Here is a 26,193-nt window from a genome sequence, read left to right as displayed (position 1 = left end):
GGCGTCGCCCGCGAAGCCTTCGGAATAGATGACTTCGCCCGGAGCCGCTGCGCGCGACCATGGCGATCGTTGTTGATTCAAAATTCAATCCCCCGTAGAGCTATTGCCTCGCTCATCCCGGGTCTTCATGAGGCCGCGGGTATGTGCGATGGTCCTGACTTATTTGACTGGATAACGACATGCAAAACGCAAATCTTTAACCTTCTCAATCGTCAGACATAATCGTGCAAATAGCGCAAACGTTTGGCAGGCTGTGAGACTCCGTAAGGGATTGGCCCACGTGGCCGGGTTTCGGCGGCGGCGCGATGCACACGGCCCGGCATGCGGGGTGAGCTCTGATCGCGCCGTATCGGCTCATTGCTGCGCGCCCGTGCGCAGACGCTCCAGCAGTTCACGGCCCTGACGGGTCAGTTGCAGTGTCGAACCTTGCCGGTCACGCTGGCGAATTTCCACTAACTCGTAACGGCGTAACGCCAGTACGTCCGGGTCGAAATCTTCCAGCCGCTTGTCCGTGTCGCCAAGCAGCATGAGGGTCGCAAGTTCGTGGTGGCTGAGCATCGGGTACCTCCATTGATCGATACATGGGCGATGGAGGCATCCTAGACAAACGACGCTACAGTTTGGCTACGGTTGTGTTTCTACGGATTACCTGCAGTGCTGTAAGCGTCGGCGGTAAGCGTTGACGCGCCGCGCGGCAGAGGTAGCGAGCGAGGTGCGGGAGTAAAGGGGCGCAATACTTTCTATGCGCCCCGTAATTGGGGTCTGCGTATGGGGCCGCTTTACAGTGTCGTCAGCGCTTCTGTAATAGAAAGAAAGCGCTCGACGTCGCTGGGTGCGTGACAATGCAGCGGTGAAATCCGCACCGCGCCCGCCAGATTGAACGACTTCAGCATACGGCCGGAGTACAGACTCGAGGCGATCCGCTCGTAGACGATCACGCCGCGCGTCTCGTACTCGCGCACTGCATCGGTCGGGCTCAGATTCGCGAAGCCGATACCCAGGATCAGGTCGCGTTTCGTGAGATCGGCATGATCCCAGAACACCTCTACGCCATCTATTCGCCGCAAACCGCGCCGCCCATCCTGGCCGTCGAGCAGCGCGGATAGTAGCGCGCGCTCATGCAACTCGATGCGTTTCATCCCTTCCACGAAAAGCTCACGGCGCGTATCGGCATCGCTGAATTGGCCACCAATCCACGTCACGTACTCGACGATCTCGGTCACGACCGCAAACTGCGCGGGCGCCGGACTGCCGAGTTCCCACACGCCTTCCTGCTTCGCGTCGAGGCGGTGATGCGGCAGCGCGGCCACTCGTGGCGACAGCCACGAGATGCCGGAGCCGCGGCAGCCAAAAAACTTGTAGGGCGCGAAATTGATGCCGTCGACCGGCGTCTTCTGCAGGTCGATCACACCATGCGGCGCGTGCTGGACCGCATCCACGACGATGAAGAGTCCGGGCTTCTTCTCTCGGGCCCGCTCGACGAGTGTCGCGATGTCGAACTTGGCGCCGGAAATATTCGACGCGTACATCACGCTGAGCAGCGCTGTGTCCGCGTCGATCAACGACAGAATCGCATCCACGTCCACGCCGCCCGTCTCCGGATTGCTGGGCGCGACACGCAACGACTTGCCCGTGCGTTGCGCGTAGTACGTCATTGCGTCGAAGGAAGACGGATGTTCAAGGATCGTCGTGACGGCGTTGGTACCCGGCACGTTCTCCATGATCGCGCGCACCATGTCGAACATCGCGCCCGACGCGGTCAACGATGGATAGATGCTGCCGTCCTTCGCGTTGAGGATCGTGCGGATGTCCGCCTTGCCGCGCGCCTGAACGTCCTGAAGATGGCGCGCGCGCGCGTGAATGCGCTCCGGGCAATCGGGCAGCGCATCGATTCGCGCGAATGCGTCGACGGCCGCCTTCAGGCGGAACGAGCCACCCGCGTTGTCGAAGAAGAGTCGCTCGCTCCCGTCGATGTCGTGGTCGACGTGGTGGAAACGCGCCTTGATCTCCTGCATCAACGACTCGGAAAAGAACTCGCCTTGATTACTGCTCATCTGGATGCTCCTGATCTTTCTGCTAAATGATGTCGTGCTGCGAACCGTGTCCGCTCATGCGCCAAGCGACGCGAGATACGCTTTGCCCTTCTCCGCGTCGTACTGGCGCTCCCATTTGGCGATGACGAGCGGCGCAAGTGCGTTGCCCACCACGTTCAGCGCGGTACGTCCCATATCCATCACGCGGTCCACGCCGGCGATGAACGCGAGCCCTTCGAGCGGCAACCCTGCGCTTGCAAGCGTCGCGAGAAGAATCACGAACATGAAGCCCGGCACGCCGGCTGCACCCTTGGACGTCACGACCATCGTTAACACTAGGACCATCTGTTCCTGCCAGCCAAGATGAATGCCGTACAACTGCGCGACGAACAGCGTGCCGATGCCGAGATAGATCGATGCGCCGTCGAGATTGAACGTGTAGCCGGTCGGCACAACGAAGGTTGTGATGCTTTTCGGCACACCGTAGTCTTCCATCTTCTTCATCAGTTGCGGCAGCACGGTTGCCGAGCTGCAGGTTGAGAACGCGATGATCAGTTCGTCCTTGATAACCCGCAGCAACGTGAAGATACGAAAGCCGAACAGCCGGGCGGTGATGCCGAGCACGACAAGCACAAACAGCACGATCGCCAGATACGTGACGGCCACCAGCTTAAGCAACGGCAGCAATGAACCGAAGCCGAAGCTCGCCACGGTCACCGCGATCAGCGCGCATACGCCAATCGGCGCGTAACGCATCACCATATTCGTCACCTTGAACATGGCTTCCGCGACGCCCTTGAGCATGACGATCACCGGCTTGCGGAATTCTTCCGGGACCGACTGCAGGCCAAGGCCGAACAACACCGAAAAGAAGATCACCGGCAGCAAGTCGCCTTTGGCCATCGAAGCGAGGATATTGTCCGGAATCACGCCAAGCACGAGGGTCATCAGGCCATGATGACCCTGCACCTGCTGCGTTGCCTGTTGATAGCGGGAAATGTCGGCGTGGCCGAGCTGCGACATGTCGGTGCCGACACCAGGTTGCAGCACGTTGCCGAGAATCAGCCCGAGGAGGATCGCGATCGTCGTGATCACCTCGAAGTACACGAGCGTCTTCAGGCCGATGCGCCCGAACGATTTGCCGTCTCCGACACCGGCGATCCCGACCACCATGCTCGTGAATACGATCGGCACCACGATCATCTTGATCAGCTTGATAAAGATGTCGCCGGCGGGCTGCAACAGCCCTGAAATGGTCGCGTCCCGCATTTGCGGAAAGTGGTTCAACACGAGTCCCGTAGCGACGCCAATGACGAGACCGATCAGTATCTGCCACGCAAGTCCGACACGCGGTTTGCGCTCGATATGGTTGACAGGCGGGCTTTCGACGACAGTATCCATGCTCTCTCCAGATTGGGGGGCGGGGTGATGGAGAAACCTTAAGCAGCCGAAATAAGTAAAAAAAGCGATTTTTTTGTATGAGAAACTATCGCTTTAATTCATGCAAAGGGCGGCGCGATGCTGACGTTCAAGCAGATGGAAGCGCTCTACTGGATTGTGCAACTGGGTTCGTTCGAGGCCGCTTCGAGCCGCCTGAACACCACGCAGTCGGCCGTTTCGAAGCGGATTCAGGAACTCGAGCGCGCCTTCGACCTGACGGTATTCGACCGCGCGCACCGCAGCGCGCGGCTGACCGAGAAAGGCGCCGAGTTCTTCGCCTACGCGAAAGAACTGCTCGAACGCCGTGACCAGATCGTCGAGCGGATCAGTTCAAAGGAGGCGCTGGTTCGGCAGGTCCGCATCGGCGTGACGGAGCTGACCGCCTTGACGTGGCTGCCCCGGCTGATCGGCGCGATCCAGGCGGCGTATCCCAAGGTCGTGGTCGAAGCCGAGGTTGATTTGAACGCGACGCTGCGCGACCGGCTTGCGGACGACACGATCGATATCATCGTCGTGCCGCAAATCCACAGCACCGAGTCCTTCGTCATGACGCAGGTCGGTGAAGTAGAGAACGCGTGGATGTGTGCGCCGGCACTGGCGCCGAAGCAGCACGTCCTTCCGCTAACCGAGATTGCACAGTACCCGTTGATCCTACAGGGCGGCCTATCAGGAACAGGCTTTATCTATAGCCGCTTTCTGCAGGAGCACGGGGTCAGCATGCAACGCATTCTCGCGAGCAACAGTCTGATCGCGCAGATCGGGCTGACGCTCTCGGGCCTCGGCATCAGCTATTTGCCGAAGGCGTGCCTGAACCACATGGTCACACGCGGTGCGCTCGGGATGATTCAGACGCGACCGGCGCTGCCGCCTGTCTCATACGTCGCGATGCATCGCGCGGAACAACCGCACTCGTTGAATGCCGAAATCGCACGGCTCGCGGCGCAGTGCTGCGATTTCAGCTCGAACCTGCTCGATCCGGGCCGGGTCTGAGCGGGACCTCGGCCCTGCGTTGCGAATAATCCGCCGCGCATGTGTATGTCCTTCCTCGTCAAGGCAACGTAATCGGCACAGGCCGCGTCAGCAGATCGACGTAGAGGCTGAAGAAACGATTGTTGTCGAACTGCGTGACGTAGGTGATCTTGTTCGGTGACGCGCCCGCTGCAGGTTGATCGGGGTAGACCGTCACATGTCCCTGATCCTCGCCGCTCGTCGTGTCGATATCGAGGTAAGCGCTCTTCGTTTGCGTGGCGTAGGTCGGGTCCATGAAATAAGCAATCGTCAGCGTGTCGAACAGATGCGTGTTGTCGCCGAATGACCCGGCGTTGACGATCCCATACGCCTTGGTCACCGCGGTCTGCTTGTTCGGGTTGTTGACGATCTGATCGAAGATGCTCTGCGTGAGCGGCACCGTATTCGTGACGTCGAGTGGAATGACGGCCTGCGGAATCGTGGTTTGAAGAACCGTGCGCACGGCCAGCGGATCAAACCACCAGTTGAGTTCCCCCACCGCGTTCGCATTGCCCGGCACCGCCATCGCGCCGCCCATATAGACGATCCGCTTGATCAGCGGCACGATCTCCGGCGCCTTCTTGATGGCCGTGGCGAGATTGGTGGGCGGCCCGACCTCCAGAATGGTGACCTGATTCGGATAGCGCTTGATGGTCTGGATCATGAAGTCCGCGGCGCTTTGCGCCTGCAGTTTCGTCGACACTGCGAAGCCGTCCGGCGGTGCCACAAGCTGGGATTGCTGGGTCGGTTCCGGCCGCATCCACGCGCCAAAATAGCCTTGCGGGTTGGCGGCCTGCTGCGCACGAATGCTCGCCACATCATATTGCAATGGATAGTCAGCGCCCCCGTAGACGCCCACTACGTTCTGCACGCCCATGCGCTCCACCGCCTTCAGCGCATCCGCTTCTTCCTGCAGCAACCAGTCGTTGCCGGTCACGACGGTCAGCCCGAGCAGGTTGACCTTGCCCTGCCCCATCAACTGTGTGGTCATGGCGAACAACTGACCGTCGTCGCCCATCGTGTTGAAGTCCGAATCGATGATGATCTTCGGCGCGTTGGCGAGCGGATCGGTGGTCGTCACGTTGCCTCCGCACGCGGCGAGCAGCGACGTTATCATCAGGATGCCTATGCATTGTGATTTCATGTCTAGTCCTTTTATTCCAGTAGAGATCGCGATCAAACCAGGGGGAACACCATCCGGAGATGGTGCCGGTCATTCAACGTCAAGCTACCCAGAGTTGCAGGCCGGACTGCCTCATGTCACAACAGGCATCCGTTTCAGGCTGCGCTTTCGACTTCCGCGCGAGTCGGGATCGACGGCTGCGCACCGGCGCGCGTCACCGAAATCGAAGCCGCGCGTTGCGCGAGGCTGATTGCGCCTTCCAGCGGCTGCCGGGCGGCGAGTTGCGCGGCAAAGACACCGATAAAGGTGTCGCCGGCCGCGGTCGTATCGACCGCCCTCACCTGCGGCGCGGGAAAATGCATGCCTTCGCCACCTTCCGGCAACAGGTAAGCGCCCTGCGCACCGAGCGTGACGATCACGTTGCGGGCGCCGCCGCGTTGCAGCTCCAGCGCCGCCCTTCTCGCACCGCTTTGCGATTCGACCGGCAGGCCGGCGAGTATCGCGGCTTCGACTTCGTTCGGCACGAGGTAGTCGACGAGCGGCAGCCATTCTGCAGGCAGCGGGCCGATTGCCGGCGCCGGGTTCAGCACGGTGATCTTGCCGAGGCGCCGGGCGAGCGCGAGCGTTGCGTGGACGGAATCCCAGGGCGTTTCCAATTGGCAGACCACGACGTCGCTCGCCTTGATCGCCGCTTCGTGGCGCGCGACGCCTTCAGGCGTGAACTCACCGTTGCTGCCCGCCACCACCACGATCGTGTTCTGGCCATCGTCCGAGACTGTGACCATGGCGACGCCGGTGGGCTGCACGGCGTCGACCTCGACGCCCGCGCAATCGATTCCTTCAGCTTCCAGATCCTTGACCCGCTGGGCGCCGTTCGCATCCTTCCCCACGCGGCCAACCATCGCCACGCGCGCGCCGATGCGAGCGGCCGCCACGGCCTGGTTGCCACCCTTGCCGCCGGCAACCTGCGAGAACTCCTGTCCGCTGATCGTCTCACCTGGCCGCGGCAAATGCGGTGCACGGGCGACGAGGTCGGTATTGATGCTGCCCACCACGAGCACGCGGCCCGGCTTCACTTCTTTCGACACGTTCACTCTCCTGCTGACCGTCCACGAAGGGTCGCTGACGGTCATTAATGGGTCAATATTTATGCAGCGCGACGTCGGCTTCTATACGTATCCAGCACGACGGCCACGACAATCACGGCCCCCGTGATGATGCGTTTGGTCGGCTCGGTCGCCCCGATCTGGGCAAGACCCGCGGCCAGCACCGAGATGATCAACACGCCAAAGAAGGTGCTGATCACCGAGCCGCGCCCGCCCATCAAGCTCGTTCCGCCGATCACGACCGCCGCGATCACCTGCAATTCGATGCCCGCGCCGGCATTCGGGTCGGCTGCCTCGAGCCGCGAAATCTGGAACAGGGACGCGAGGCCGGCCAGCAAGCCCATCATCGCGAACACAGCAATCTTGTACGGACGCGGGTTGACGCCGGCGAGGCGCACCGCTTCCTCGTTCGTGCCGATGCCGACCAGGTAGCGCCCGAAGACCGTGCGGGTCAGCACCAACTGCGCGACGACCATCACGACGATCGCAATCAGGAACGCGGGAGAAATGCCGAACGCAATCGGGTTGGACAGGAAATCGAACGCATCGCCGATATAGGCCGTGCGGGAGTTGGTCATCTGGTACGCGAGACCGCGGGCCGCCTCGAGCACGCCGAGCGACACAATGAACGACGGAATCCGCCAGGCCACGGTAATCGCGCCGGTCACGCAGCCCGTCAAGGCCGCCCCCGCCATGCCGAGCAAGGCGGCAGGCAGCGCCGGCCAGTGCCATTGCAAGGCCGCCACGCTCGTAAGCGCCGCGCCGAGCGCCAGCACGGAGCCGACCGACAGGTCGATCCCGGCGATGATCAGCACAAAGGTCATGCCGACCGACATCACGACCAGATCGGGAATCTGGTTCGCGATCGTGCTGAACGTGTCGTAGCTGAGGAAGTGCGAGCTCAGCAGCGAGAACAGGACGATCATCCCGAGCAGCGCGCCGAGCAGGCCGATATAGTTCGAGAATCCAAGGCGCGTGCCGATCGGCTTCGCGTCTTTGGGCGGTTCGTTCTGCACGGAAGGCAGGCTGGTTGGTGCAGTCATGCTTCAATACTCCACAGATTTTTGATCGGGCGCCGCTGAGTCGGGCGCTTTGGCGTCGGGTTCGATTGGGTCGTGCAGCAGCGCGTCGCGTTTCGTATAGCCCGCGAACGCCGCTGCGAGCAGCGCGTCCTGGGTCCAGCTTCCGCGCTCGAACATGCCCGTCATCCGTCCCGCCGACATCACCCCGATCCGGTCGCAAATCGACATCAATTCGCGCAGATCGCTCGACACCACCACCAACGCGCGGCCTTCCCGCGCAAGCGCGCCCATCAGCGCGTAGATATCGAACTTCGCCCCGACGTCGATGCCACGTGTGGGCTCGTCGAACAGCAACACCGTGCAATCGCGCGCGAGCCAGCGGCCGATCACCACCTTCTGCTGGTTGCCGCCGGAGAGTTCCGACACTGGCTGCGACGGCCCCGAACTGCGGATGCTCATGGCGTCGATCTGTTTGCGCGCCAGCGCCGCCTCGCGACGGGCGTCCACCACGCCGTTCTTCGACACCGAGCGCAAATGGCCGAGCGAGATATTGGCGGAAATAGGTTGCGTCAGCAGGAGGCCCTCGCCTTTGCGGTCCTCCGTAATCAGCGCGATGCCGTTCTTCACGGCGTCTGACGGCGAAGATACCGTCACCGGCTGCAGCGGGCCGCCGCCATGCGCGATCTGCACCGTACCGGCGTCCGCGCGATCGGCCCCGTAGACGAGCCGCATCAATTCCGTACGGCCTGCGCCGATCAGACCGCTGATACCGAAAATCTCGCCTGCTTTGACTTCGAATGACACATCGCGCACGACCGGCTCGCGGGTCATGCCCGTGACCTTGAGCGCCACTTCGCCAATGCGCCGTTCGCCGAGGTCGATCCGTTCGCCGATATCACGCCCAACCATCAGCGTGACCAGACGGTCGGCCGAGAGGTTCGCCATCTCGTCGACATGCACGAGCCGCCCGTCACGCAGCACGGCTGCGCGCCGCGCGATACGCTTCAATTCTTCAAGTCTGTGCGAGATGTACACCAGCGCGACGCCGCGCGCCTTGAGCCGCTCGACCTGCTCGAACAGCAGGTCCACCTCGCGGGCGGTCAGCATTGCGGTGGGTTCGTCGAGGATCAGCACGCGGCAATCGCCGATCAGATTGCGCGCGATCTCGACCATCTGCTGATGGCCGATGCCCAGCGTGCCCACCAGCGTATCAGGGTCGATCGCGTCGAGCCCGACTTGCGCCATGGCGTGCCGGGCGTCTTCGCGCAGCTTGGCGCGGTCGATCCAGCCGAACATGCCGCGCTGCGGCAAACGATTCAGGAACAGGTTCTCCGCCACCGAGAGGGTCGGCAGCAGGTTCAACTCCTGCATGACCATGCGCACGCCGAGCGCCTCGGCGTCCTTGCGGCTGCCCGGCGTATAAGCTGCGCCGCCAAGCGTCATTGAACCGGTGGTCGGCGTAACGAGGCCGCCGACGATCTTGGACAAGGTGCTCTTGCCCGCGCCGTTTTCGCCGGTCAGCGCCAGCACCTCGCCCGCGTACAGATCCAGCGAGATATCGGCGAGCACTGGCCCGGCGTAGGTCTTGCCGATGCCCTGCACAGTCAGCACGGGCGGGGCAACGGCAAGGGATAGGTTGGGAGTGGACATCAGATTGATAAAGCCAGACAAAGATCAGGCGGGGCTGGCCCGCAAACGATGCGGGCCACGTGTTGCCCCAATCTTACTTGGTGACCAGATCGACAGGCGTTTCGACGACGCCCGACAATTCCGACTGCTTCTTGTGTTCAGCGATTGCCTTCAAAGCCGTATCGATACCGAACACGGCCTGTCTGGCGGCGTACTGATTGGCCGTGGCGAGAACGCGGCCGTCGGCGAGCATCGGCTTGATCGCGTTGATGTCGTCGTAGCCCACCACCTGCACCTTGCCGGCCTTGCCAGCTGCACGCACGGCCGATACCGCGCCGATCGCCATGTTGTCGTTACCGCACAGCAGCGCCTTGACGTCCGGATTCGCATTGAGAATCTGGCTCGCGACGGCGTTGCCCTTGTCGATTTCCCACTCACCCGATTGCAGCGAGACGACCTTCATGCCGCCCGTCGCCATGGCCTGCTTGAAGCCGGCCGTGCGTTGCTGCGCGTTGGTGGTGGTCGAGACGCCTTCGATAATGGCGACGTTGTCGCCAGACTTCAGGCGCTTGGCCAGGTAGTCGCCCACCTTCTGTGCGCCCTTGGCGTTATCCGGGCCGACGAACGGGATGTTCAGGTCTTTCGACTTGAGCACGTCCGGGTCCAGCTTGTTGTCGATATTGACCACGATAATGCCGGCATCGACCGCTTTCTTCAGAACCGGCACAAGCGCCTTGGAATCGGCCGGTGCGATCACGAGTGCGTCGACCTTCGACACGATCATCTGTTCGACGATGCGAATCTGGTTACCCGTATCGGTCTCGTCCTTGATGCCGTTCGTGACGAGATCGAATTTCGTGGGGTTCTGCTTCTGATAGTCTTTCGCGCCGGTTTCCATGGTCAGGAAAAACTCGTTCGCCAACGACTTCATCACCAGTGCGACTTTCGGCTTGTGGGCGGCCTGAGCGAACGCTGCGCCCGGCAGAATCGACACTGCGAAGAAAGCTGCGCTGGCTACGATAGCGCGACGCCGCGCCGGTTGGAAATGACGAATCATTGATGTCTCCGTATCGCTCGTTCGGTCTACGTAGTGACTGATAGCCGTTGAGTCGTGTGATGGGCAGGTTCACCACACTTGCCGCCAGTTGCCAATGAAGCCCTCGGGTTTCTTTGCCAGATGCTGGGACGAGTATGGCCAGGTCCAATGCTATCCTCGCGATCCACGTTATGCTATGCCTAATTTCAAAATCGAGCGTTTCGAAAATGGAACACGTTGACTGGGACGACCTGCGGATTCTGGTGGCGATCGCGCGCGGCGGCACGATGCGAGCCGCCGCGACGGCATGCGATCTGAGTCCGCCCACTCTGTCTCGCCGCCTGACCGAGCTTGAACGGCGGCTGGGCGAGCCACTTATCGACCGGGTGCCGTCGGGCTGTACGGTGACGGCATTCGGCGCGCGCGTGCTGGCCTGGGCCGAGCAGATGGAGGATCTGGCCCACCAGATCGAGCGAGCCGCGGACGTGACCGGCGGCGCAGCGGCTCACGGCACGGTGCGGATCAACGCCGTCGAATGGCCATCTTACATTTTGCTTAAACTGCTTGGTTCGTTCCAGGACCGGCTGCCCGGCCTCGCCATCGAGGTGCTGACCTCGCGGCGGCCGTATAGCCTTGCCCGCCGTGAAGCGGACATTGCGCTGTGGTCCGAATGCCCGGACGAGGGCGATCTGTATGTACGGCGCATCGGCCGGATCCGCTTCGGGCTGTTCGGTTCGCGCGACTACTATCTGCGCCACAAGGCAGCAATTACCCGGAAGGAGTGGGACAAGCTGTCGTTCGTCGGTTATGACGACCGGCAACCGGATCACCCAGCCACGCAATGGCTGAAAACCCTGCCTGGCGCGCCTGCGCCTTCGCTTCGAAGCAGCTACGGCATGGGCGTATTCGACGGCGTGCTGGGCGGCTCCGGGCTCGGCGTGCTTGCCCAGCTCGCGGGCGACACCACGAGCGATCTCGTCTGCATCGAGAAACACATCAAGGCGCTCGACCAGGATGTGTGGATGGTACTGCACCCCGCCCTGCGCGATAGCGAGCGCATCCGCACGGTGGCCAACCTCATCGCCGAGATTTTTCGTTAGGGCTGGTTTCACCGGGCACATGCAGAGTAGGCAACCATGCAGCGTGGTACGACACCGTACCGACTGCATCGGCAAACCGGCGCACCCTCGGATCGACACGCCGCACATCAGCAAAAGAAGCGCGCTGGCTGCCCGTGTCACGCCGGCCGCACTGCGCATGAAGGCGTGGTAACGACCGAACCGGCGGCCCCGCAACCATCCGACAGGTGGTGGCGGCCGCGCCCGCCACCAGGAGCTCCCGGCCATGGATACGCTAACCCGCGATCCGGTCAAGCAGCCGACTGGCCCGAAACTGCTTCAGGTGATGGGGCCCGGCCTTATCACCGGTGCCTCGGACGACGACCCGAGCGGCATCGCCACCTATTCGCAGGTCGGCGCGCAATTCGGCTATGGCCTCGCGTGGACCCTGCTGTTCAGCTACCCGCTGATGGCCGCGATCCAGGAAATCAGCGCGCGCATCGGGCGCGTGACCGGCTGCGGCATCGCCGGCAATTTGCGGCGGCACTATCCGCGCTGGCTTTCCACCAGCGTCGTCAGTCTGCTGCTGATTGCGAACATCATCAATCTGGGCGCGGACCTCGGCGCGATGGGCGCGGCGCTCAAGCTGTTGATCTCGGGCCCCGCGCTGCTCTATGTCTGCGGTTTCGGCCTGCTCTCGGTAGCGCTCGAAGTTTTTACGCGTTACTCACGCTATGTGTCGATACTCAAATGGCTGTGCCTGTCGCTCTTCAGCTATGTGATCTGCGCGTTCGTCGTCAAAGTGCCGTGGACCCAGGTGGGCTGGGCCGTGATCTGGCCGCCGCTCTCGGCCAAGCCGGATTACATCGTGGCCATCGTCGCGGTCATGGGTACCACGATCAGCCCTTACCTGTTTTTCTGGCAAGCCGAACAGGAAGTCGAAGACGAACTGGAACGGCCCGGCGCCCATCCGCTCACTCACGCACCGTGGGAGGCGCCCGCCGAGTTCGCGCGAATCCGCATCGACACCTATCTCGGCATGGCGCTGTCGAATACCATCGCGTTCTTTATCGTGGTGACCACAGCGGCGACGTTGCATGCTCACGGACTCACCGATATCCAGACCTCCGCCCAGGCGGCGGAAGCGCTGCGAGCGGTCGCGGGACCGTTCACGTTTGTCATTTTCGCGGCCGGCATTATCGGCACCGGTTTGTTGACGCTGCCGGTACTGGCCGGCTCGGGTGCCTACGCAGTGGGCGAACTGTTCGCATGGCGGGTCGGTCTGGCCCGTCTGCCGCTGCAGGCGAAGGCGTTTTACGGCGTGATCGCGGCGGCGACAGCGATCGGCGTCGGTTTGAATTTCACCTCGATCGACCCGGTCAAGGCGCTCTTCTGGAGCGCCGTGCTCAATGGGGTGGTCGCCGTGCCGGTCATGATCGTCATGATGCATCTGTCGATGCGTACCGGCATCATGTCGCGCTTCACGTTGCCGCTGGTGCTGCGCGTCCTCGGCTGGATTGCTACCGGTGTGATGGCGATTACGGTCATCGCGATGGCTGTCAGCTGGGTTGCATGAGCCATGCGCTCAAGACGTGAACGCCACCGTACAGACGCGCACCACGAAGCGTGCCAGAATGGTTGCTGGCCCTGTATGCACCGGCGATTTCCAAACCGCTTTCCAGTCGATTTCGCAACCGCCCCGTCAGGAGGACCTGAAAACTTTTCAAGTCAGTTCTGCGAATACGAGGTCGTTTTTCGGCAGGACACTGTGGGGTGGTTCATGTTGACCACACATCAACCGAAAGATAACCATCTGCTTTCCGTGCTGCCGAAAGCAGAGTGGGAACGCATCGCACCGCATCTCATCGCGCTCGATATGCCGCTCGGGGAGGTCGTCTACGAATCGGGTGACCGGCTCGACTATGTCTACTTCCCCACCACCGCGATCGTCTCGCTGCTCTATGTGATGGAAGACGGCTCGTCGGCCGAGATCGCGATTGTCGGCAATGAGGGGTTGATCGGTATCGCGCTCTTCATGGGCGGCGAAACGACGCCCAGCCGCGCGGTCGTGCAAAGCGCCGGAAAGGCATACCGGCTCGACGCGCGCATTCTGAAAGAAGAGTTTCATCGTGCCGGCCCGGTGCAACGCTTGCTGCTGCGTTACACGCAGGCGCTCATCACGCAGATGGCGCAAACGGCCGTCTGCAACCGGCATCATACGATCGATCAGCAACTGTGCCGCTGGTTGCTGTTGAGTATCGACCGCTTGCCGTCGAACGAACTCAAGATGACCCAGGAGTTGATTGCCAACATGCTCGGCGTACGCCGGTCCGGTGTCACCGAAGCGGCCATGAAGCTGCAGGACGCGGGCTTGATCCGCTACAGCTACGGCCATATCGAAGTGGTCGACCGGTCGGGCCTGGAGGAACGCGTGTGCGAATGCTACGGCGTGGTGAGGCGGGAATTCGACCGCCTGCTACCCGATCTGAGAGCCGTTTAAGTGACGCGGCAACTCTTTGAACAATCTCTTCGAGGCTGATATGTATAAACACATTCTGGTAGCGATCGACGGCAGCGACACGTCCGAGCACGCATTCAACGCCGCTTTGCAACTCGCGAGCGAGAGCGGCGCGCAACTGCAGCCGCTCTATGTCGTCGACAATCCGCTGATGGCGTACGACGCCTCCGGCTACGATCCGACGATCCTGCATGACGCGTTCGTGGAAGAAGGCAAACGGCTGCTGGCAGACGCACTGGCGCGCATGAAACACGAAAACGTGGCCGGCACGCCGCGGATGGTCGACGTCGAGCCGATAGGCGAGGATATTTCGGAGCGCATCCGCATCACGGCCAACGAATTCAATGCGGACCTGCTGGTGCTCGGCACGCACGGCCGGCGCGGCTTCAAGCGTCTGTTTCTCGGCAGCGTCGCCGAACGCGTGGTGCGCAGTGCGTGCTGTCCGGTATTGCTGATACCGAGCCGCCAGGCGCAAACCACGCACGTGGAGTCGGCCAAACCGGGGCATGCCGACGTTGCCGCTGTGATGTATGAGATGCCGCCGCACTAGAGCCGGGGCGCTCGACGTCGCGTCGATGGTGGGAAATACAGCGCGCTCAGGCAGCGCAAATCGTATTCGAGGTCGTCAGATCCACCCACGACATGCCTTGCTTCAGGCCATCCAGCACGGCCTCCTGCGGCGTGCTGAAGTTTCGGTCGTGCGTGAATTCACGCACGACCACGCCATCCGGCGCGGCAACGCTCGTACCGATCAGACAGCCAAATTCAGTGCCGCTTTCGCGTGCGCAGGCCGTGACCGTCCAGCCGTCGCCGTCCACTTTTCCCGACAGGTTCATAACGTTTTTTGCCTCGTGCCTGCTCAACGCAACGTGGTGCGTGTTCGACGCTCGCGGATTGCGCGCGCCGCCCAACTGGTCTATCAGAGCGCCACAGCATGCCGGCTAAGCACCCGTGGATCGCCGACCGGCAGAACCACTCGCCCGTGCACCTCGTTGATCACGTCCGCTGCGGACAGATAGAACGCCAACGCCGCGGTGATGAGTCCCATATAGCCGCCCGCCATCCGCACCAGGCCTGAACCCGTCCACTCTCCTCCAGCCAGCAGGCCGAAGGTGATCCAGAGCGCCAGAAAGATGAACTGCAGCGCGCGAGGCGAGCGAAAGGTGGCCAGCCACATATAAAACGTGAAGACGCCCCAAAGAAACAGATACCAGCCGACGAACGCGGGCGGCACCTTGTCGTGTAAAAAAAGCACGAACAGTGCAAACGACCACCAGAACGCGCCATAACTTAGAAAGGCCGTCGCGCCGAAGGTATTGCCGCGCGGCAACTCCATCATCCCGGCGATGGCCTGAGCGGTCCCGCCGTAAGCAAGCGCGCAGGCGAGCACGAGGCCCATCGATTCGCCGGAAAACCAGCCGGCGTTGATCATGCTGAGCAGCCACGTTGTCAATGCAAAACCGGCGAGACCCAGTGGCGCGGGGTTCGCAAGTGTGGTTCGAATCGGTGCGCTGGCCATGGCCTGCTCCTGAAGATAAAAACGTTCCGGCAATCTCGCGGCCTTCGCGAACCATTACCCGAGCTGATCGAGAATCGCCGGATTTTCCAGCGTGGATATGTCCTGGGTAATTTCTTCGCCGGCCGCCAGCGAGCGCAGCAAGCGGCGCATGATCTTGCCCGAGCGCGTTTTCGGCAGATTCTCGCCGAAGCGGATTTCTTTGGGCTTCGCGATCGGCCCGATCTCCTTGCCGACCCAGTTGCGCAGTTCGGTTGCGATTCTGATCGCCTGGTCACCGGTCGGCCGCTCGCCCTTCAACACCACGAACGCGACGACGACTTCGCCGGTCGTCTCGTCGGGACGGCCGACGACCGCGGCTTCCGCCACCAGCGGGTTCGCGACGAGCGCCGACTCGATCTCCATCGTGCCGAGCCGGTGGCCTGACACGTTGAGCACATCGTCGATACGGCCGGTAATCGTGAAGTAGCCGGTGTCCTCGTCACGCACCGCGCCATCGCCGGCGAGGTACAGCTTGCCGCCGAGTTCTTCGGGGAAGTAACTCTTCTTATAGCGCTCCGGATCGCCCCAGACGCCGCGCAGCATCGACGGCCATGGCCGTTTGACGACGAGAATGCCGCCCTGCCCGTTCGGCACATCCTGCCCGGTTTCGTCGACGACCGCGGCCATGATGCCAGGCAGCGGCAGCGTGCACGAACCCGGCACCAGTGGCGTCGCGCCCGGCATCGGCGCGATCATGTGGCCACCCGTTTCCGTTTGCCACCAGGTATCGATGACAGGGCAATGGCTATGGCCGACGTGTTCGTAGAACCACGTCCACGCGGCCGGGTTGATCGGCTCGCCGACTGTGCCGAGCAAACGCAACGTCGACAGGTCGTAACGGTCCGGATGAACTTTGGGATCGGACTCGGCAAGCTTGATGAGCGAACGGATCGCGGTCGGCGCGGTGTAGAACACCGTGACGCGGTGTTTCGCGATCATCTCCCAGAAACGGCCGGCGTTCGGATAGGTGGGCACGCCTTCGAACACGACCTGGGTCGCGCCGATCGCTGTCGGGCCGTACGCGATGTAGCTATGGCCAGTGATCCAGCCGATGTCGGCGGTACACCAGAATACGTCGCTGCGCTTCGCATCGAAGGTCCACTTCATGGTCTGCGCGGCCCACATCAGGAAGCCGCCCGTGCTGTGCTGCACACCTTTGGGCACCCCCGTCGAACCAGACGTATACAGAATAAAGAGCGGATGTTCCGCGCCGACCCATTCGGGCTCGCACGTGTCGGCTGCGGCTTCTGTGAGCTCGTGCATCCACAGGTCGCGCCCTTCGTGCCACGCAACCTTGCCGCCCGTGCGCCGATAGACGATAACGCTTTTCACCGCTTCGCAGCCGCCCAGCGCAAGGGCCTCGTCCGCGATACTCTTCAACGGCAGCGCCTTGCCGCCGCGCATCTGTTCATCGCAGGTCACCAGCGCGATCGCGCCCACGTTGACGATCCGTTCATTGAGCGATTTCGACGAAAAGCCGCCGAACACAACAGAGTGCGTCGCGCCAATGCGCGCGCACGCCTGCATCGCCACGATGCCTTCAATCGACATTGGCATGTAGATCACCACGCGGTCGCCTTTCTTCACGCCGCGCGTTCGCAAAGCGTTGGCAAAGCGGCTCACTCGTTCGAGCAATTGCTGGTAGGTGACGTGCGTGACGGTGCCGTCGTCGGCTTCGAAGATCACCGCAACATGCTCACCGTTGCCGGCTTCGACGTGACGGTCGAGGCAGTTGTAGGACGCATTGAGGGTGCCATCGTTGAACCATTCATAGAACGGCGCACGCGATTCATCGAGAACCGTAGAAAACGGCTTTTTCCACTCGAGCGTTTCGCGCGCGAGACGCGCCCAGAATCCTGTGTAATCGCGCTCAGCTTCGGCGACCAACGCGCGGTAGGCATCCATGCCGGAGATCGCGGCGTAAGCCGCCACGCTGGCGTGAGGAAGGAAGGCTTGCGGCTCCTCCAGAATCGAATCGCTGGTTGACATTTTGTGTCCCTTGCACGCTTTCGTGCGTGCTTGATAGATGTGTTGCGCTCGTGGCGGCGCCCCTGCTGCGCCGGGCGTGACATGGCATTCCGCGTGATCGGTTCGATCAAGCGGTTGGCCGCTCCGGGCGAAATGGGGATGGCGCACAAATCGGTCAGGGAAGCCTTGTCACACGAAACTGTTTCGATCCGCGGTGACGGAGAAAAGCAGAGGGCTTGTAACGACGGTGCTCGCGTAGGAGGGGGAAGTCGGTACGGTGGCGTACAGGGTTTCGTCTGCGCCTTCAGGCAAATGTAAGTTTTGTACCATTCCACCGGGGCTGCAGAAAAAATCTGGAATAAGCCGCCCGGCGATGTGTTTGCCCTTATGTGGACGGCAGCAAACAGACGGTCTACGAGCGAAAGCAGAAACGCTTCTGCGCAGCTTCAGCAGTACGTAGATCACATTGGTGGACAGGTAAAGACGTAGTTCTCAATCACATAGATCGTTAGATTCAACCAACCTTAATTAGGCATCCAAATGAAGCTCAATCTTGCAGTGACCCTTTCGATGATCCTCCTTGCGTCGGCCGGCGCAGTCACCCATGCATCGGCGCAGGAAAAGACCCGCGCGGAAGTGCGTCAGGAACTGGTTCAGGCAGAAGCTAACGGCTCGAACCTCGTGACCGACACGTCGTATCCCGAGATCAACCCGATCTTCGCGCAGCAGGCCACACGCCTGAAGATGAACACGAGTGGCGAAGGTCCGGCGATGTCGGGTTCGACGGCGGCAGGCCAACGCTCGTCCAGCACACCCGCTCGTTCAGCAGGCGCGGCGATGCCGGCGTGTGTCGGCCCCGTAAGCTTCTGCTCGCCGTACTTCGGCAGCTAACCGCTGACGATGCGCTTCTGGAAGTGGTTTGGGATTCAACGAATGACTGGCTGGCTGTCGAATGCCTATGCCGGGGGCGAGCGGACGGTGGCCTTATGAGGCGTCCGTCCGTTCTAACAACCCGGTCACAGGCCGCATCGCTTTTTGATTTCCCTTTGACGATACAGCCCAATTAATTCCAATTTAACAGACATGCCTTTTAATTGAAAATTACTCAAATCCCGACGCATCATTATCGAATTAGCATAAAGAAATGATTTTGTAATTAATGACTAAGCGGCAGCGTCATTAAATCAATTAGAGTCCTACCTCCATTGCAGCACGCCATGCACTTAGGTTTGTCGAACAATCAACGGCTCCATAACCGACTGATAATAATAATATTTTCAAGCAACCACCCTCGTTCAGTCGCGACTTCCCCTCCCTCTCAACTATCTATTCTGATAGGTACCGATAATCTGTAATGAACGGTAATTTGGCGGCGCTCACGGATTTAACTGAGTGCCCCTATTAACCGTTCAGAACAGCGCTTCCAGACGAAATTCCTATTTATTTGACTCGACCGGAAACAGCCACCGGAAGATTCGGCGTCTCGTTGCGCTGTTATCTCAGGAGGTCACATGAAGTCGTCAGCCGCAAAACAGACGGTCCTATGTCTAAACCGTTACGCGGTCGTTGCTTTGCCTCTCGCTATTGCTTCGTTCGCCGCATTCGGCGCCTCACCCGCGTCCACGCTGTGGGCGCCCACCGACACGAAGGCGTTTGTGACGCCCTCCCAGGTCGAGGCGCGCAGTGCGACGCCGCTGCTCGAACTCGCCGCCGGCGAGACCGCACATGTCGTGGTCAGTCTCAAGCTTCGCGATGAGACGCAGTTGAAGCAACTTGCGCAGGCAGTCAATCAGCCGGGCAACGCGCAGTTCGGCAAATTCATCAAGCGTCAGCAATTCCTCTCGCAGTACGCGCCGACCGAAGCGCAAGTGCAGGCCGTCGTCGCGCATTTGCGGAAGAACGGCTTCGTTAACATTCACGTCGCGCCGAACCGTCTGCTGATTTCCGCCGACGGCAGCGCCGGTGCAGTCAAAGCGGCCTTCAATACGCCGCTGGTTCGCTACCAGTTGAACGGCAAGGCCGGCTACGCGAACACGGCGCCGGCACAAGTGCCGCAGGATCTCGGCGAAATAGTCGGTTCGGTGCTCGGCTTGCAGAACGTCGCGCGAGCCCATCCGATGCTGAAGGTCGGCGAGCGTTCCGCCGCGAAGACGCTGGCCGCCGGTACGGCCAAGGGCCACAATCCGACCGAATTCCCGACGATCTACGACGCCAGCAGCGCGCCCACCGCGGCGAACACGACGGTCGGCATCATCACGATCGGCGGCGTCTCGCAGACGCTGCAGGATCTCCAGCAGTTCACCAGCGCGAACGGTCTCGCGCCCGTCAACACACAGACGATCCAGACCGGGTCGTCGAATGGCGACTACAGCGACGATCAGGACGGCCAGGGTGAATGGGACCTCGACAGCCAGTCGATTGTCGGTTCCGCAGGCGGCGCCGTGCAGCAACTACTGTTTTATATGGCCGATCAAAGCGCGTCCGGCAACACCGGCCTCACGCAGGCGTTCAATCAGGCGGTGTCCGATAACGTCGCGAAGGTGATCAACGTGTCGCTCGGCTGGTGTGAAGCCGATGCCAACGCGGACGGCACGCTGCAGGCCGAAGACCGCATCTTCTCGACGGCGGCTGCACAAGGGCAAACCTTCTCGGTGTCGTCCGGCGATGAGGGCGTGTACGAGTGCAACAACCGCGGCTACCCGGACGGCAGCACCTATTCGGTATCGTGGCCGGCCTCGTCGCCGAATGTGATCGCCGTCGGCGGCACGACGCTTTACACGACGTCAGCAGGCGCCTACTCGAGCGAAACCGTCTGGAATGAAGGGCTCGACAGCAACGGCAAGCTCTGGGCGACCGGCGGCGGCTACAGCGTGTACGAGGCGAAGCCGTCGTGGCAATCGGCGGTGAGCGGCACGCCGAGCCAGCGCCTGCTGCCCGACATCTCCTTCGACGCGGCGCAGAGCACCGGTGCACTGATTTACAACTACGGTCAGCTGCAGCAGATTGGCGGGACGAGCCTCGCTTCGCCGATCTTCGTCGGACTGTGGGCACGTTTGCAGACCGCGAATTCGAACAGCCTGGGCTTCCCCGCAGCCAGCTTTTACAGCGCCATTAGCTCGACGCCTTCGCTGGTGCACGACGTGAAATCGGGTAACAACGGCTACGGCGGCTATGGTTACAAGGCGGGAACCGGTTGGGACTATCCGACCGGATGGGGCAGTCTGGATATCGCGAAACTGTCCGCCTATATCAAGAGCAATGGCTTCGCACATTAAGTCCGCTGGCCGATTGATGTGAACGCCTGAACGCTCGCCGATGACTTCGCGACACGCGGGTCATCGGCGGCTACGGGTAAACCGTTCGTCGAAACCACCGCGCGCGAGCGTCCCTCCCCTCGCGCCGAACGATTGCGGCGGTCCGAATCCGAGCCGCCCCTCACGCGTAAAACGCCCCTCCTCGCTTTCCCCAATCGCTCGCCGTGCCCTCCATTGGGTTGTCATTTTTGTTTTGCGATGTAATGATATAACATTCCTCGTGACGAATGACGACAAGGTGCCCGCTTGATCGGGACCGGTCGGCGCACGCTTGGTCATCCGTATTTCGTCCTGGAAAAACGGCGGCAAGACAGAAAACACATCCACCCAGTGCTCACCCTGAATAAATAACGATGAAAAACCGCACGCGTGTCTCCCATGCAGCCCTGCTGCTGTTCGCTATCGCCGCTCACGCCCATGCCGCGCCCGACGAAGGTTCGGTAACAGGCGCCGTCACCGACGCAGCAGGCAAGCCCGTCCGGAACGCGACCGTGAGCGTTCAGAACGCAAGCGGCGCCGCGGTCAATGAGGCAAAGACGGATGCGGACGGCCGTTTTGCGATCGGCCATGTGACGCCGGGCACTTACGCGATCGTGGTTACGGCACCGGGATTTGCGAGCGGCAGCAGCGTGACGACCACGACAGCAGGTGCAGAAAGCGCAGTAAGCGTCAAACTCGCTCAAAGCGACACGCTCGACGTTCAGGTGAACGCAAAGCGTCTCGATCGAGCCCGCAACGGACTACTGCCGGAAACCGGCAGCAGCGTGTACCGTTTCAGCCAGGCCGATATCAATGCGCTGCCCGCGGGGCAAGACACGCCGTTGAACCAGGTGTTGCTCCAGGCGCCCGGCGTGGCGAGCGACTCGTACGGACAACTGCACGTGCGCGGTGATCACGCGAATCTGCAGTACCGCATCAACGGCATCATCATTCCCGAGCCAATCAGCGGTTTCGGCCAGGCACTCGACACTCGCATCATCGACCAAGTGAACCTGCTCACCGGCGCGTTACCGGCGCAGTACGGCTACCGCACGGCAGGCGTGGTTGACATCCGCACGAAGACAGGCGATGCCGGCAACGGCGGGTCCATCGACGTGTTCGGCGGCAGCCATCAGACGATCAAGACCAGCGCGGATGTATTCGGCAGTGAAGGGCCGTTCAGCTACTACTTCAGCGGTTCGCTCGGCATGAACAACCTCGGGATCGAGAATCCCACTGCGAGTGCCAACGCGATTCACGATCACACCCGTCAAGGCGACGCGTTCGGTTACATGTCGTACATCATCAACCCGCTCACCCGCGTGAGCGTGATGTTCGGCACGACGAGCAACCAGTTCGAGATTCCCAACACACCCGGCTTGCCGACCAACTTCACACTCAACGGCAGCAACACGTTCGATTCGAGCCAACTGAACGAAACGCAATCGGAGTTGAACAACTTCGCGGTGGTGGCCCTCCAGGGCACCAATGGCGGCGCACTCGACTATCAGGTTGCCCTGTTCACTCGCTACACGCGGACGCAATTCAATCCCGATCCGGTCGGCGATCTGCTCTTTAACGGCGTGGCGTCGCAGGATTTTCACAGCAACTCGGCCAATGGCGCACAGGTGGACACGACCTGGCGGCTGAACGATAAGCATACGGTGCGGGCGGGTATCTTCTTCCAGCAAGAACATGCCGTGTTCAACGACAGCGTCAACGTATTCGCGACGGACAGCAACGGCAACCAACTTTCCGATCAGCCCTTCAATATTCAGGACTCCAGCAGCAAGACCGGTTATCTGTACAGCGCCTACGTACAGGACGAGTGGAAAATCACGGACAAGCTCACGCTGAACTATGGTCTGCGCTACGACAAGATGGACGAATATGTCAGCGCAAGCCAGCTTAGTCCACGCATCGGTCTCGTCTATGCGCTGACGCCGGCGACGACGCTCCATGCCGGTTACGCGCGCTATTTCACACCGCCTGCGTTCGAACTGGTGTCCGGCTCGACCATCAGCCGCTTCAATGGCACGACCAACCAGAGTCCATCGAATCAGAACGACCAGGTGCAACCGGAACGCAGCCATTATTTCGATCTCGGTGTGACGCAGCGTCTTGGATCGAACGTGACGGTCGGGCTCGACGCTTACTACAAGAAGTCGGCGAACCTGCTCGATGAAGGACAGTTCGGCTCAGCGCTTATCTTCACGCCGTTCAACTACAGGGAGGGGCGCGTGTATGGCGTCGAGTTCACGGCCAACTACAAACAGGACAACGTATCTGCGTATATGAATCTCGCGTGGAGCCGCGCGCAGGGCACGCAGATCGATTCCGCGCAGTTCAATTTCGATCCGGCGGAACTCGCCTATATCAACAATCACTGGGTCTATCTGGATCACGACCAACGCATCACCGCGTCGTTCGGCGGGACCTACGATCTCGGCAGAACGACCTTCACGTTCGACGGACTCGTCGGAAGCGGTTTGCGCAGCGGCTTTGCGAACACGGATCGACTGCCGCTCTATGCGCAAGTCAATCTCGGGGTGATACAGCACTTTAATCAACCGCTCATCGGCAAATTCGATGCGCGCCTCGTCGTAGTCAACGCATTCAACCGCGTCTATGAGTTGCGCGACGGGTCGGGTATCGGCGTCGGCGCCCCGCAGTACGGCCCGCATTTCGCCGTCTACGCCGGCGTCACCAAGCATTTTTGATTCCGTCCAGCTACGAAGAGGTAGAGCATGCAAGATTGGACAAGCGTTCTAGCGGCGGTACGCGTAGGCGGATGGGTCATCTATCCGCTGACGATACTCGCCATTCTGGCAGTCGCCATTGCCCTCGACCGGGCCTATGTGTTTCTGCGTTTTGGCCGGTTGTCGGGCACGCTGCGCGGCACACACGAGATTGCGGCACCCGGCCCGGCCCTCGATTGGGCCGGCAGATTGAAGGACGTCTCCAGTCAGAACGCATTCAGACGGATGAGCGCGCCGTGGGCGCCTGATCCTTCTGTACCGCTGTGGCTACGCGAGGCGAAAGCGCAATCGGTCGCCGCGCAAATCGAACGCGACATGAGCAAAGGTTTCTGGGTGCTGGAAACCATCGTGACGGCGGCGCCTCTGTTGGGTCTGTTGGGCACCATCGTCGGCATGATGCATTCGTTCCAGTTGTTCGGTGGCGATGGTCTCGTCGATCCAGGTGGCGTGACCGGCGGCGTGGCACAGTCGTTGGTGGCAACCGCGATCGGTCTCGTCGTCGCGCTGTTCGCGCTCTTTGCGTTCAACTATTTTTCCCGCCGGCTCGAACGACTCATGGATGAACTCGAGTCGTTCGCGAATGCGCGGCTCAGCGAAATCCGCCTTGCCGTTGCTGACACGTCCGTGGGAGCGCAGCCGTGAAGTTCAAGCGCTCGCGCGCGGCTAAGCGCGGTCGCATCGAAATCATTCCGATGATCGATGTGATGTTCTTTCTGCTGGCGACCTTCATGCTCGCATCGCTTGCGATGCAGCGGCTCGATGCACTCAAGGTCAATCTCCCTGCCGGCAGCGCGCAAAAGATGGCGGCACATGAACCACTTACCATTTCAGTGGACAGCAGCAACGAGGTATTTGTGAATCATCAGTCCGTCCATCTTGATCAGGTCGAGCCGACGGTAAAACGCCTGCTGCAAGCGGACGGCAACGTGGTGATCGCTGCTGACGACACAGCGGGCCACGGCGTGGTCGTTCAGGCGATGCTGGCCGCGCGCCGCGCGGGCGCTGAGCGGTTTTTGATCGCCGTGCGTCGTGAGTAGCCGGATGCGATTCGCGGACACTGTGGACGATTCTCCGCGGATGCGGATTGCGCTAGCGGTGCTGGTCGCGCTAGTCGTATGGATTGGGTTTTTGTTTCAGCTGGGGAGTTGGTTGGGTACAACGCCGTCTATGCATACGCCTGATAAGCCACTCGAGATGCGGGTGGTAGAACTCGATCCTCCGCAGGCTCCGGTTGCGCACACTACGCCTGCTCCGATCGCACCGGCAAAGTCACAACAGCCTGCCGATCCGCGCCCTCACGTGTCAGCACAAGTACGCACGACACTACCTGTCCCATCGAAGCCGGATGTGCGATCGGTACAAAGCGTTGCACCTGCTCAGTCGGCGCCCACAGTTCAAGAGCCGAAGCCGGCAGCCGAGCCGCCTGCCGGTCCCTCTTCCGAAGAAAGAGCAAACTCAACACCATCAGCCACCTCGTCCGGCGACGCAACCGCGCGCGCCATTGCTAAACCGTTGCCGGAACTCCCTGATGATTTACGTGACCAGGCGTATCAAACCGTCGCGATCGCTCGTTTCGCCATTCACGTTGACGGCTCGGTCGATGTCGAACTCATCAAGCCAACCGCCAATCCGCGCCTCAATCAAATCCTGCTCGAAACGCTCCGTAAATGGCGGTTCTTTCCGGCGATGCAAGCGGGACATCCGGTCGAAAGCCGACAGGACATCCGCGTGCATTTCAATGTGAGCTAGCCCGGTGAAGGTTGCGCGTTGGGTTTCTACCAACGCCTACCTCACCCCTTCGTCGCCCCAAACGTCAGCCCCGCCACAAAATGCTTCTGCATCGCAAAGAACATCGCGACCGACGGCAACGCGGCAAGAATCGACCCCGCCGAAACCAGATTCCACGCCGTGGTCCACTGCCCTTTCAACGCCGCGACACCTACGGTAATCGGCGCGGCATCGTCACCTTGCGTCAGACACAGCGCCCAGAAGTAGTCATTCCACACGAACGTGAACACGAGAATCGCCAGCGCCGCCAGCGCGGGACGAATCAACGGCAATACGATCTTGAAGAACACGGTCCACTCATTGGCGCCCTCGATCCGCGCCGCCTCGACCAGTTCAAACGGCAACTGCTTGATGAAGTTCCGCAGAAACAGCGCACAAAATCCAGTCTGAAACGACACATGGAACAGAATCAGTGCGCTCACTGTATTGAACAGACCGAGCTGCAAGGACAGATCCCGCACCGGAATCATCAACACCTGCACCGGCACGAAATTGCCCGCAACAAAGGTCGCGAACAAGGTCGAATTTCCGCGAAACCGATAGATAGCCAGCGCGAACCCTGCCATCGCCGCAAGTGCAATCGAACCCACCACAGCGGGCACCGTAATCAGCACGCTGTTCCAGAAGTAATGCAGCATCGGCGAAGTCGTCAATGCCTCGCGATAGTTATCGAACATCGCGAAGTGCTTTGGCCAGCCCCAATAGTTGCCTTCGCTCAATTCTTCCGTCGAGCGCACCGACGTCACGAGCACCGCGATCATCGGCAGCAACCAGATCAGCAGCGCGAGCGGCAAGGTCAGTTTGTACGCGCGGCGCGTCACCGGCTTCCATTTGTCGATCGGGATTGGAAACAT

Annotated in this window: 23 protein-coding genes; 11 read left to right on the top strand and 12 right to left on the bottom strand. The window is 61.2% G+C overall.

Translation table 11 applies throughout. The annotated features are described in order from the left end of the window. Positions 1-354 precede the first annotated feature (354 nt). The 3 genes from BM438_RS38240 to gltP form a co-directional block, all read right to left on the bottom strand. The gene (locus BM438_RS38240) at positions 355-558 is read right to left on the bottom strand and encodes a hypothetical protein (protein WP_093645406.1); all 204 of its coding nucleotides are present in this window, start codon (positions 556-558) and stop codon (positions 355-357) included. Positions 559-779: 221 nt separating this feature from the next. Further along, on the bottom strand, positions 780-2,054 hold the full coding sequence (locus tag BM438_RS38235) for an aminotransferase class V-fold PLP-dependent enzyme (RefSeq protein WP_093645404.1): 1,275 nt from the start codon (positions 2,052-2,054) through the stop codon (positions 780-782). Positions 2,055-2,108: 54 nt separating this feature from the next. Next, positions 2,109-3,434 carry a glutamate/aspartate:proton symporter GltP gene (gene gltP / locus BM438_RS38230; RefSeq protein WP_093645402.1) on the bottom strand — a complete coding sequence of 442 codons (1,326 nt, stop codon included), beginning with the start codon at positions 3,432-3,434 and terminating at the stop codon, positions 2,109-2,111. A gap of 117 nt (positions 3,435-3,551) precedes the next feature. Here gltP and BM438_RS38225 point away from each other — a divergent pair, with 117 nt between their 5' ends. After that, a complete protein-coding gene (locus tag BM438_RS38225) occupies positions 3,552-4,463 on the top strand; it encodes a LysR family transcriptional regulator (protein ID WP_093645400.1) in 912 nt (303 codons plus the stop codon). A gap of 58 nt (positions 4,464-4,521) precedes the next feature. Here BM438_RS38225 and BM438_RS38220 read toward each other — a convergent pair whose 3' ends face one another. The 5 genes from BM438_RS38220 to BM438_RS38200 all read right to left on the bottom strand — a co-directional run bounded on the left by BM438_RS38220 (position 4,522) and on the right by BM438_RS38200 (position 10,418). Next, a complete protein-coding gene (locus BM438_RS38220; protein ID WP_093645398.1) occupies positions 4,522-5,625 on the bottom strand; it encodes a nucleoside hydrolase in 1,104 nt (367 codons plus the stop codon). Positions 5,626-5,759: 134 nt separating this feature from the next. Next, positions 5,760-6,737, bottom strand: a complete 978-nt coding sequence (gene rbsK, locus BM438_RS38215; RefSeq protein ID WP_208620746.1) for a ribokinase — start codon at positions 6,735-6,737, stop codon at positions 5,760-5,762. A 14-nt stretch (positions 6,738-6,751) separates the two neighbouring features. Next, positions 6,752-7,753, bottom strand: coding sequence for an ABC transporter permease (locus tag BM438_RS38210; protein WP_054038990.1), 1,002 nt, complete (start codon positions 7,751-7,753; stop codon positions 6,752-6,754). Positions 7,754-7,756: 3 nt separating this feature from the next. After that, positions 7,757-9,382, bottom strand: coding sequence for a sugar ABC transporter ATP-binding protein (locus tag BM438_RS38205; RefSeq protein ID WP_093645393.1), 1,626 nt, complete (start codon positions 9,380-9,382; stop codon positions 7,757-7,759). A 73-nt stretch (positions 9,383-9,455) separates the two neighbouring features. After that, positions 9,456-10,418, bottom strand: coding sequence for a sugar ABC transporter substrate-binding protein (locus tag BM438_RS38200; protein ID WP_054038992.1), 963 nt, complete (start codon positions 10,416-10,418; stop codon positions 9,456-9,458). A 206-nt stretch (positions 10,419-10,624) separates the two neighbouring features. Between BM438_RS38200 and BM438_RS38195 the strand changes: the two genes are divergently transcribed. The 4 genes from BM438_RS38195 (at position 10,625) to BM438_RS38180 (ending at position 14,523) form a co-directional block, all read left to right on the top strand. Continuing rightward, positions 10,625-11,497 (top strand): LysR family transcriptional regulator, encoded by an 873-nt coding sequence (locus tag BM438_RS38195; protein WP_054038995.1) that lies wholly within the window; start codon positions 10,625-10,627, stop codon positions 11,495-11,497. A gap of 244 nt (positions 11,498-11,741) precedes the next feature. Beyond that, a complete protein-coding gene (locus BM438_RS38190) occupies positions 11,742-13,031 on the top strand; it encodes an NRAMP family divalent metal transporter (RefSeq protein WP_093645391.1) in 1,290 nt (429 codons plus the stop codon). 204 nt (positions 13,032-13,235) lie between these two features. Then, the gene (locus BM438_RS38185) at positions 13,236-13,955 is read left to right on the top strand and encodes a Crp/Fnr family transcriptional regulator (protein ID WP_093645389.1); all 720 of its coding nucleotides are present in this window, start codon (positions 13,236-13,238) and stop codon (positions 13,953-13,955) included. Between the two features lie 40 nt (positions 13,956-13,995). Continuing rightward, positions 13,996-14,523, top strand: a complete 528-nt coding sequence (locus tag BM438_RS38180; RefSeq protein WP_093645387.1) for a universal stress protein — start codon at positions 13,996-13,998, stop codon at positions 14,521-14,523. Positions 14,524-14,569: 46 nt separating this feature from the next. Here the strand turns inward: BM438_RS38180 and BM438_RS38175 are convergent, their stop codons facing one another. The 3 genes from BM438_RS38175 to acs all read right to left on the bottom strand — a co-directional run bounded on the left by BM438_RS38175 (position 14,570) and on the right by acs (position 17,520). After that, complete coding sequence (locus BM438_RS38175; protein ID WP_093645385.1) at positions 14,570-14,809, bottom strand: hypothetical protein; 240 nt, start codon at positions 14,807-14,809, stop codon at positions 14,570-14,572. Positions 14,810-14,892: 83 nt separating this feature from the next. Further along, positions 14,893-15,492 (bottom strand): acetate uptake transporter, encoded by a 600-nt coding sequence (locus tag BM438_RS38170; protein WP_093645383.1) that lies wholly within the window; start codon positions 15,490-15,492, stop codon positions 14,893-14,895. A gap of 54 nt (positions 15,493-15,546) precedes the next feature. Continuing rightward, the gene (gene acs / locus BM438_RS38165) at positions 15,547-17,520 is read right to left on the bottom strand and encodes an acetate--CoA ligase (protein ID WP_093645381.1); all 1,974 of its coding nucleotides are present in this window, start codon (positions 17,518-17,520) and stop codon (positions 15,547-15,549) included. Positions 17,521-18,039: 519 nt separating this feature from the next. On the opposite strand from acs, the gene BM438_RS38160 reads away from it, so the two are divergent. From BM438_RS38160 to BM438_RS46430, 6 genes are all read left to right on the top strand, one after another. Beyond that, positions 18,040-18,390: a DUF4148 domain-containing protein gene (locus tag BM438_RS38160; protein ID WP_093645379.1), complete on the top strand. Its 351-nt coding sequence runs from the start codon at positions 18,040-18,042 to the stop codon at positions 18,388-18,390. Between the two features lie 620 nt (positions 18,391-19,010). Further along, positions 19,011-20,774 carry a S53 family peptidase gene (locus BM438_RS38155; RefSeq protein WP_093645376.1) on the top strand — a complete coding sequence of 588 codons (1,764 nt, stop codon included), beginning with the start codon at positions 19,011-19,013 and terminating at the stop codon, positions 20,772-20,774. Between the two features lie 392 nt (positions 20,775-21,166). Continuing rightward, positions 21,167-23,512 (top strand): TonB-dependent receptor, encoded by a 2,346-nt coding sequence (locus BM438_RS38150; RefSeq protein WP_093645374.1) that lies wholly within the window; start codon positions 21,167-21,169, stop codon positions 23,510-23,512. Positions 23,513-23,539: 27 nt separating this feature from the next. Beyond that, positions 23,540-24,193: a MotA/TolQ/ExbB proton channel family protein gene (locus BM438_RS38145; protein WP_093645372.1), complete on the top strand. Its 654-nt coding sequence runs from the start codon at positions 23,540-23,542 to the stop codon at positions 24,191-24,193. Continuing rightward, positions 24,190-24,588 (top strand): ExbD/TolR family protein, encoded by a 399-nt coding sequence (locus BM438_RS38140; RefSeq protein WP_093645370.1) that lies wholly within the window; start codon positions 24,190-24,192, stop codon positions 24,586-24,588. Before BM438_RS38145 ends, BM438_RS38140 begins: the two co-directional genes overlap by 4 nt. Positions 24,589-24,850: 262 nt before the next feature. After that, positions 24,851-25,300, top strand: coding sequence for a TonB family protein (locus tag BM438_RS46430; RefSeq protein WP_244179543.1), 450 nt, complete (start codon positions 24,851-24,853; stop codon positions 25,298-25,300). Between the two features lie 41 nt (positions 25,301-25,341). Here the strand turns inward: BM438_RS46430 and BM438_RS38130 are convergent, their stop codons facing one another. Continuing rightward, the gene (locus tag BM438_RS38130; protein WP_054039020.1) at positions 25,342-26,193 is read right to left on the bottom strand and encodes a carbohydrate ABC transporter permease; all 852 of its coding nucleotides are present in this window, start codon (positions 26,191-26,193) and stop codon (positions 25,342-25,344) included.

Origin of the sequence: Paraburkholderia aspalathi (assembly GCF_900116445.1) — a bacterium.
Taxonomy (GTDB): domain Bacteria; phylum Pseudomonadota; class Gammaproteobacteria; order Burkholderiales; family Burkholderiaceae; genus Paraburkholderia; species Paraburkholderia aspalathi.
This window is presented reverse-complemented; position numbering and strand designations above follow the sequence as displayed.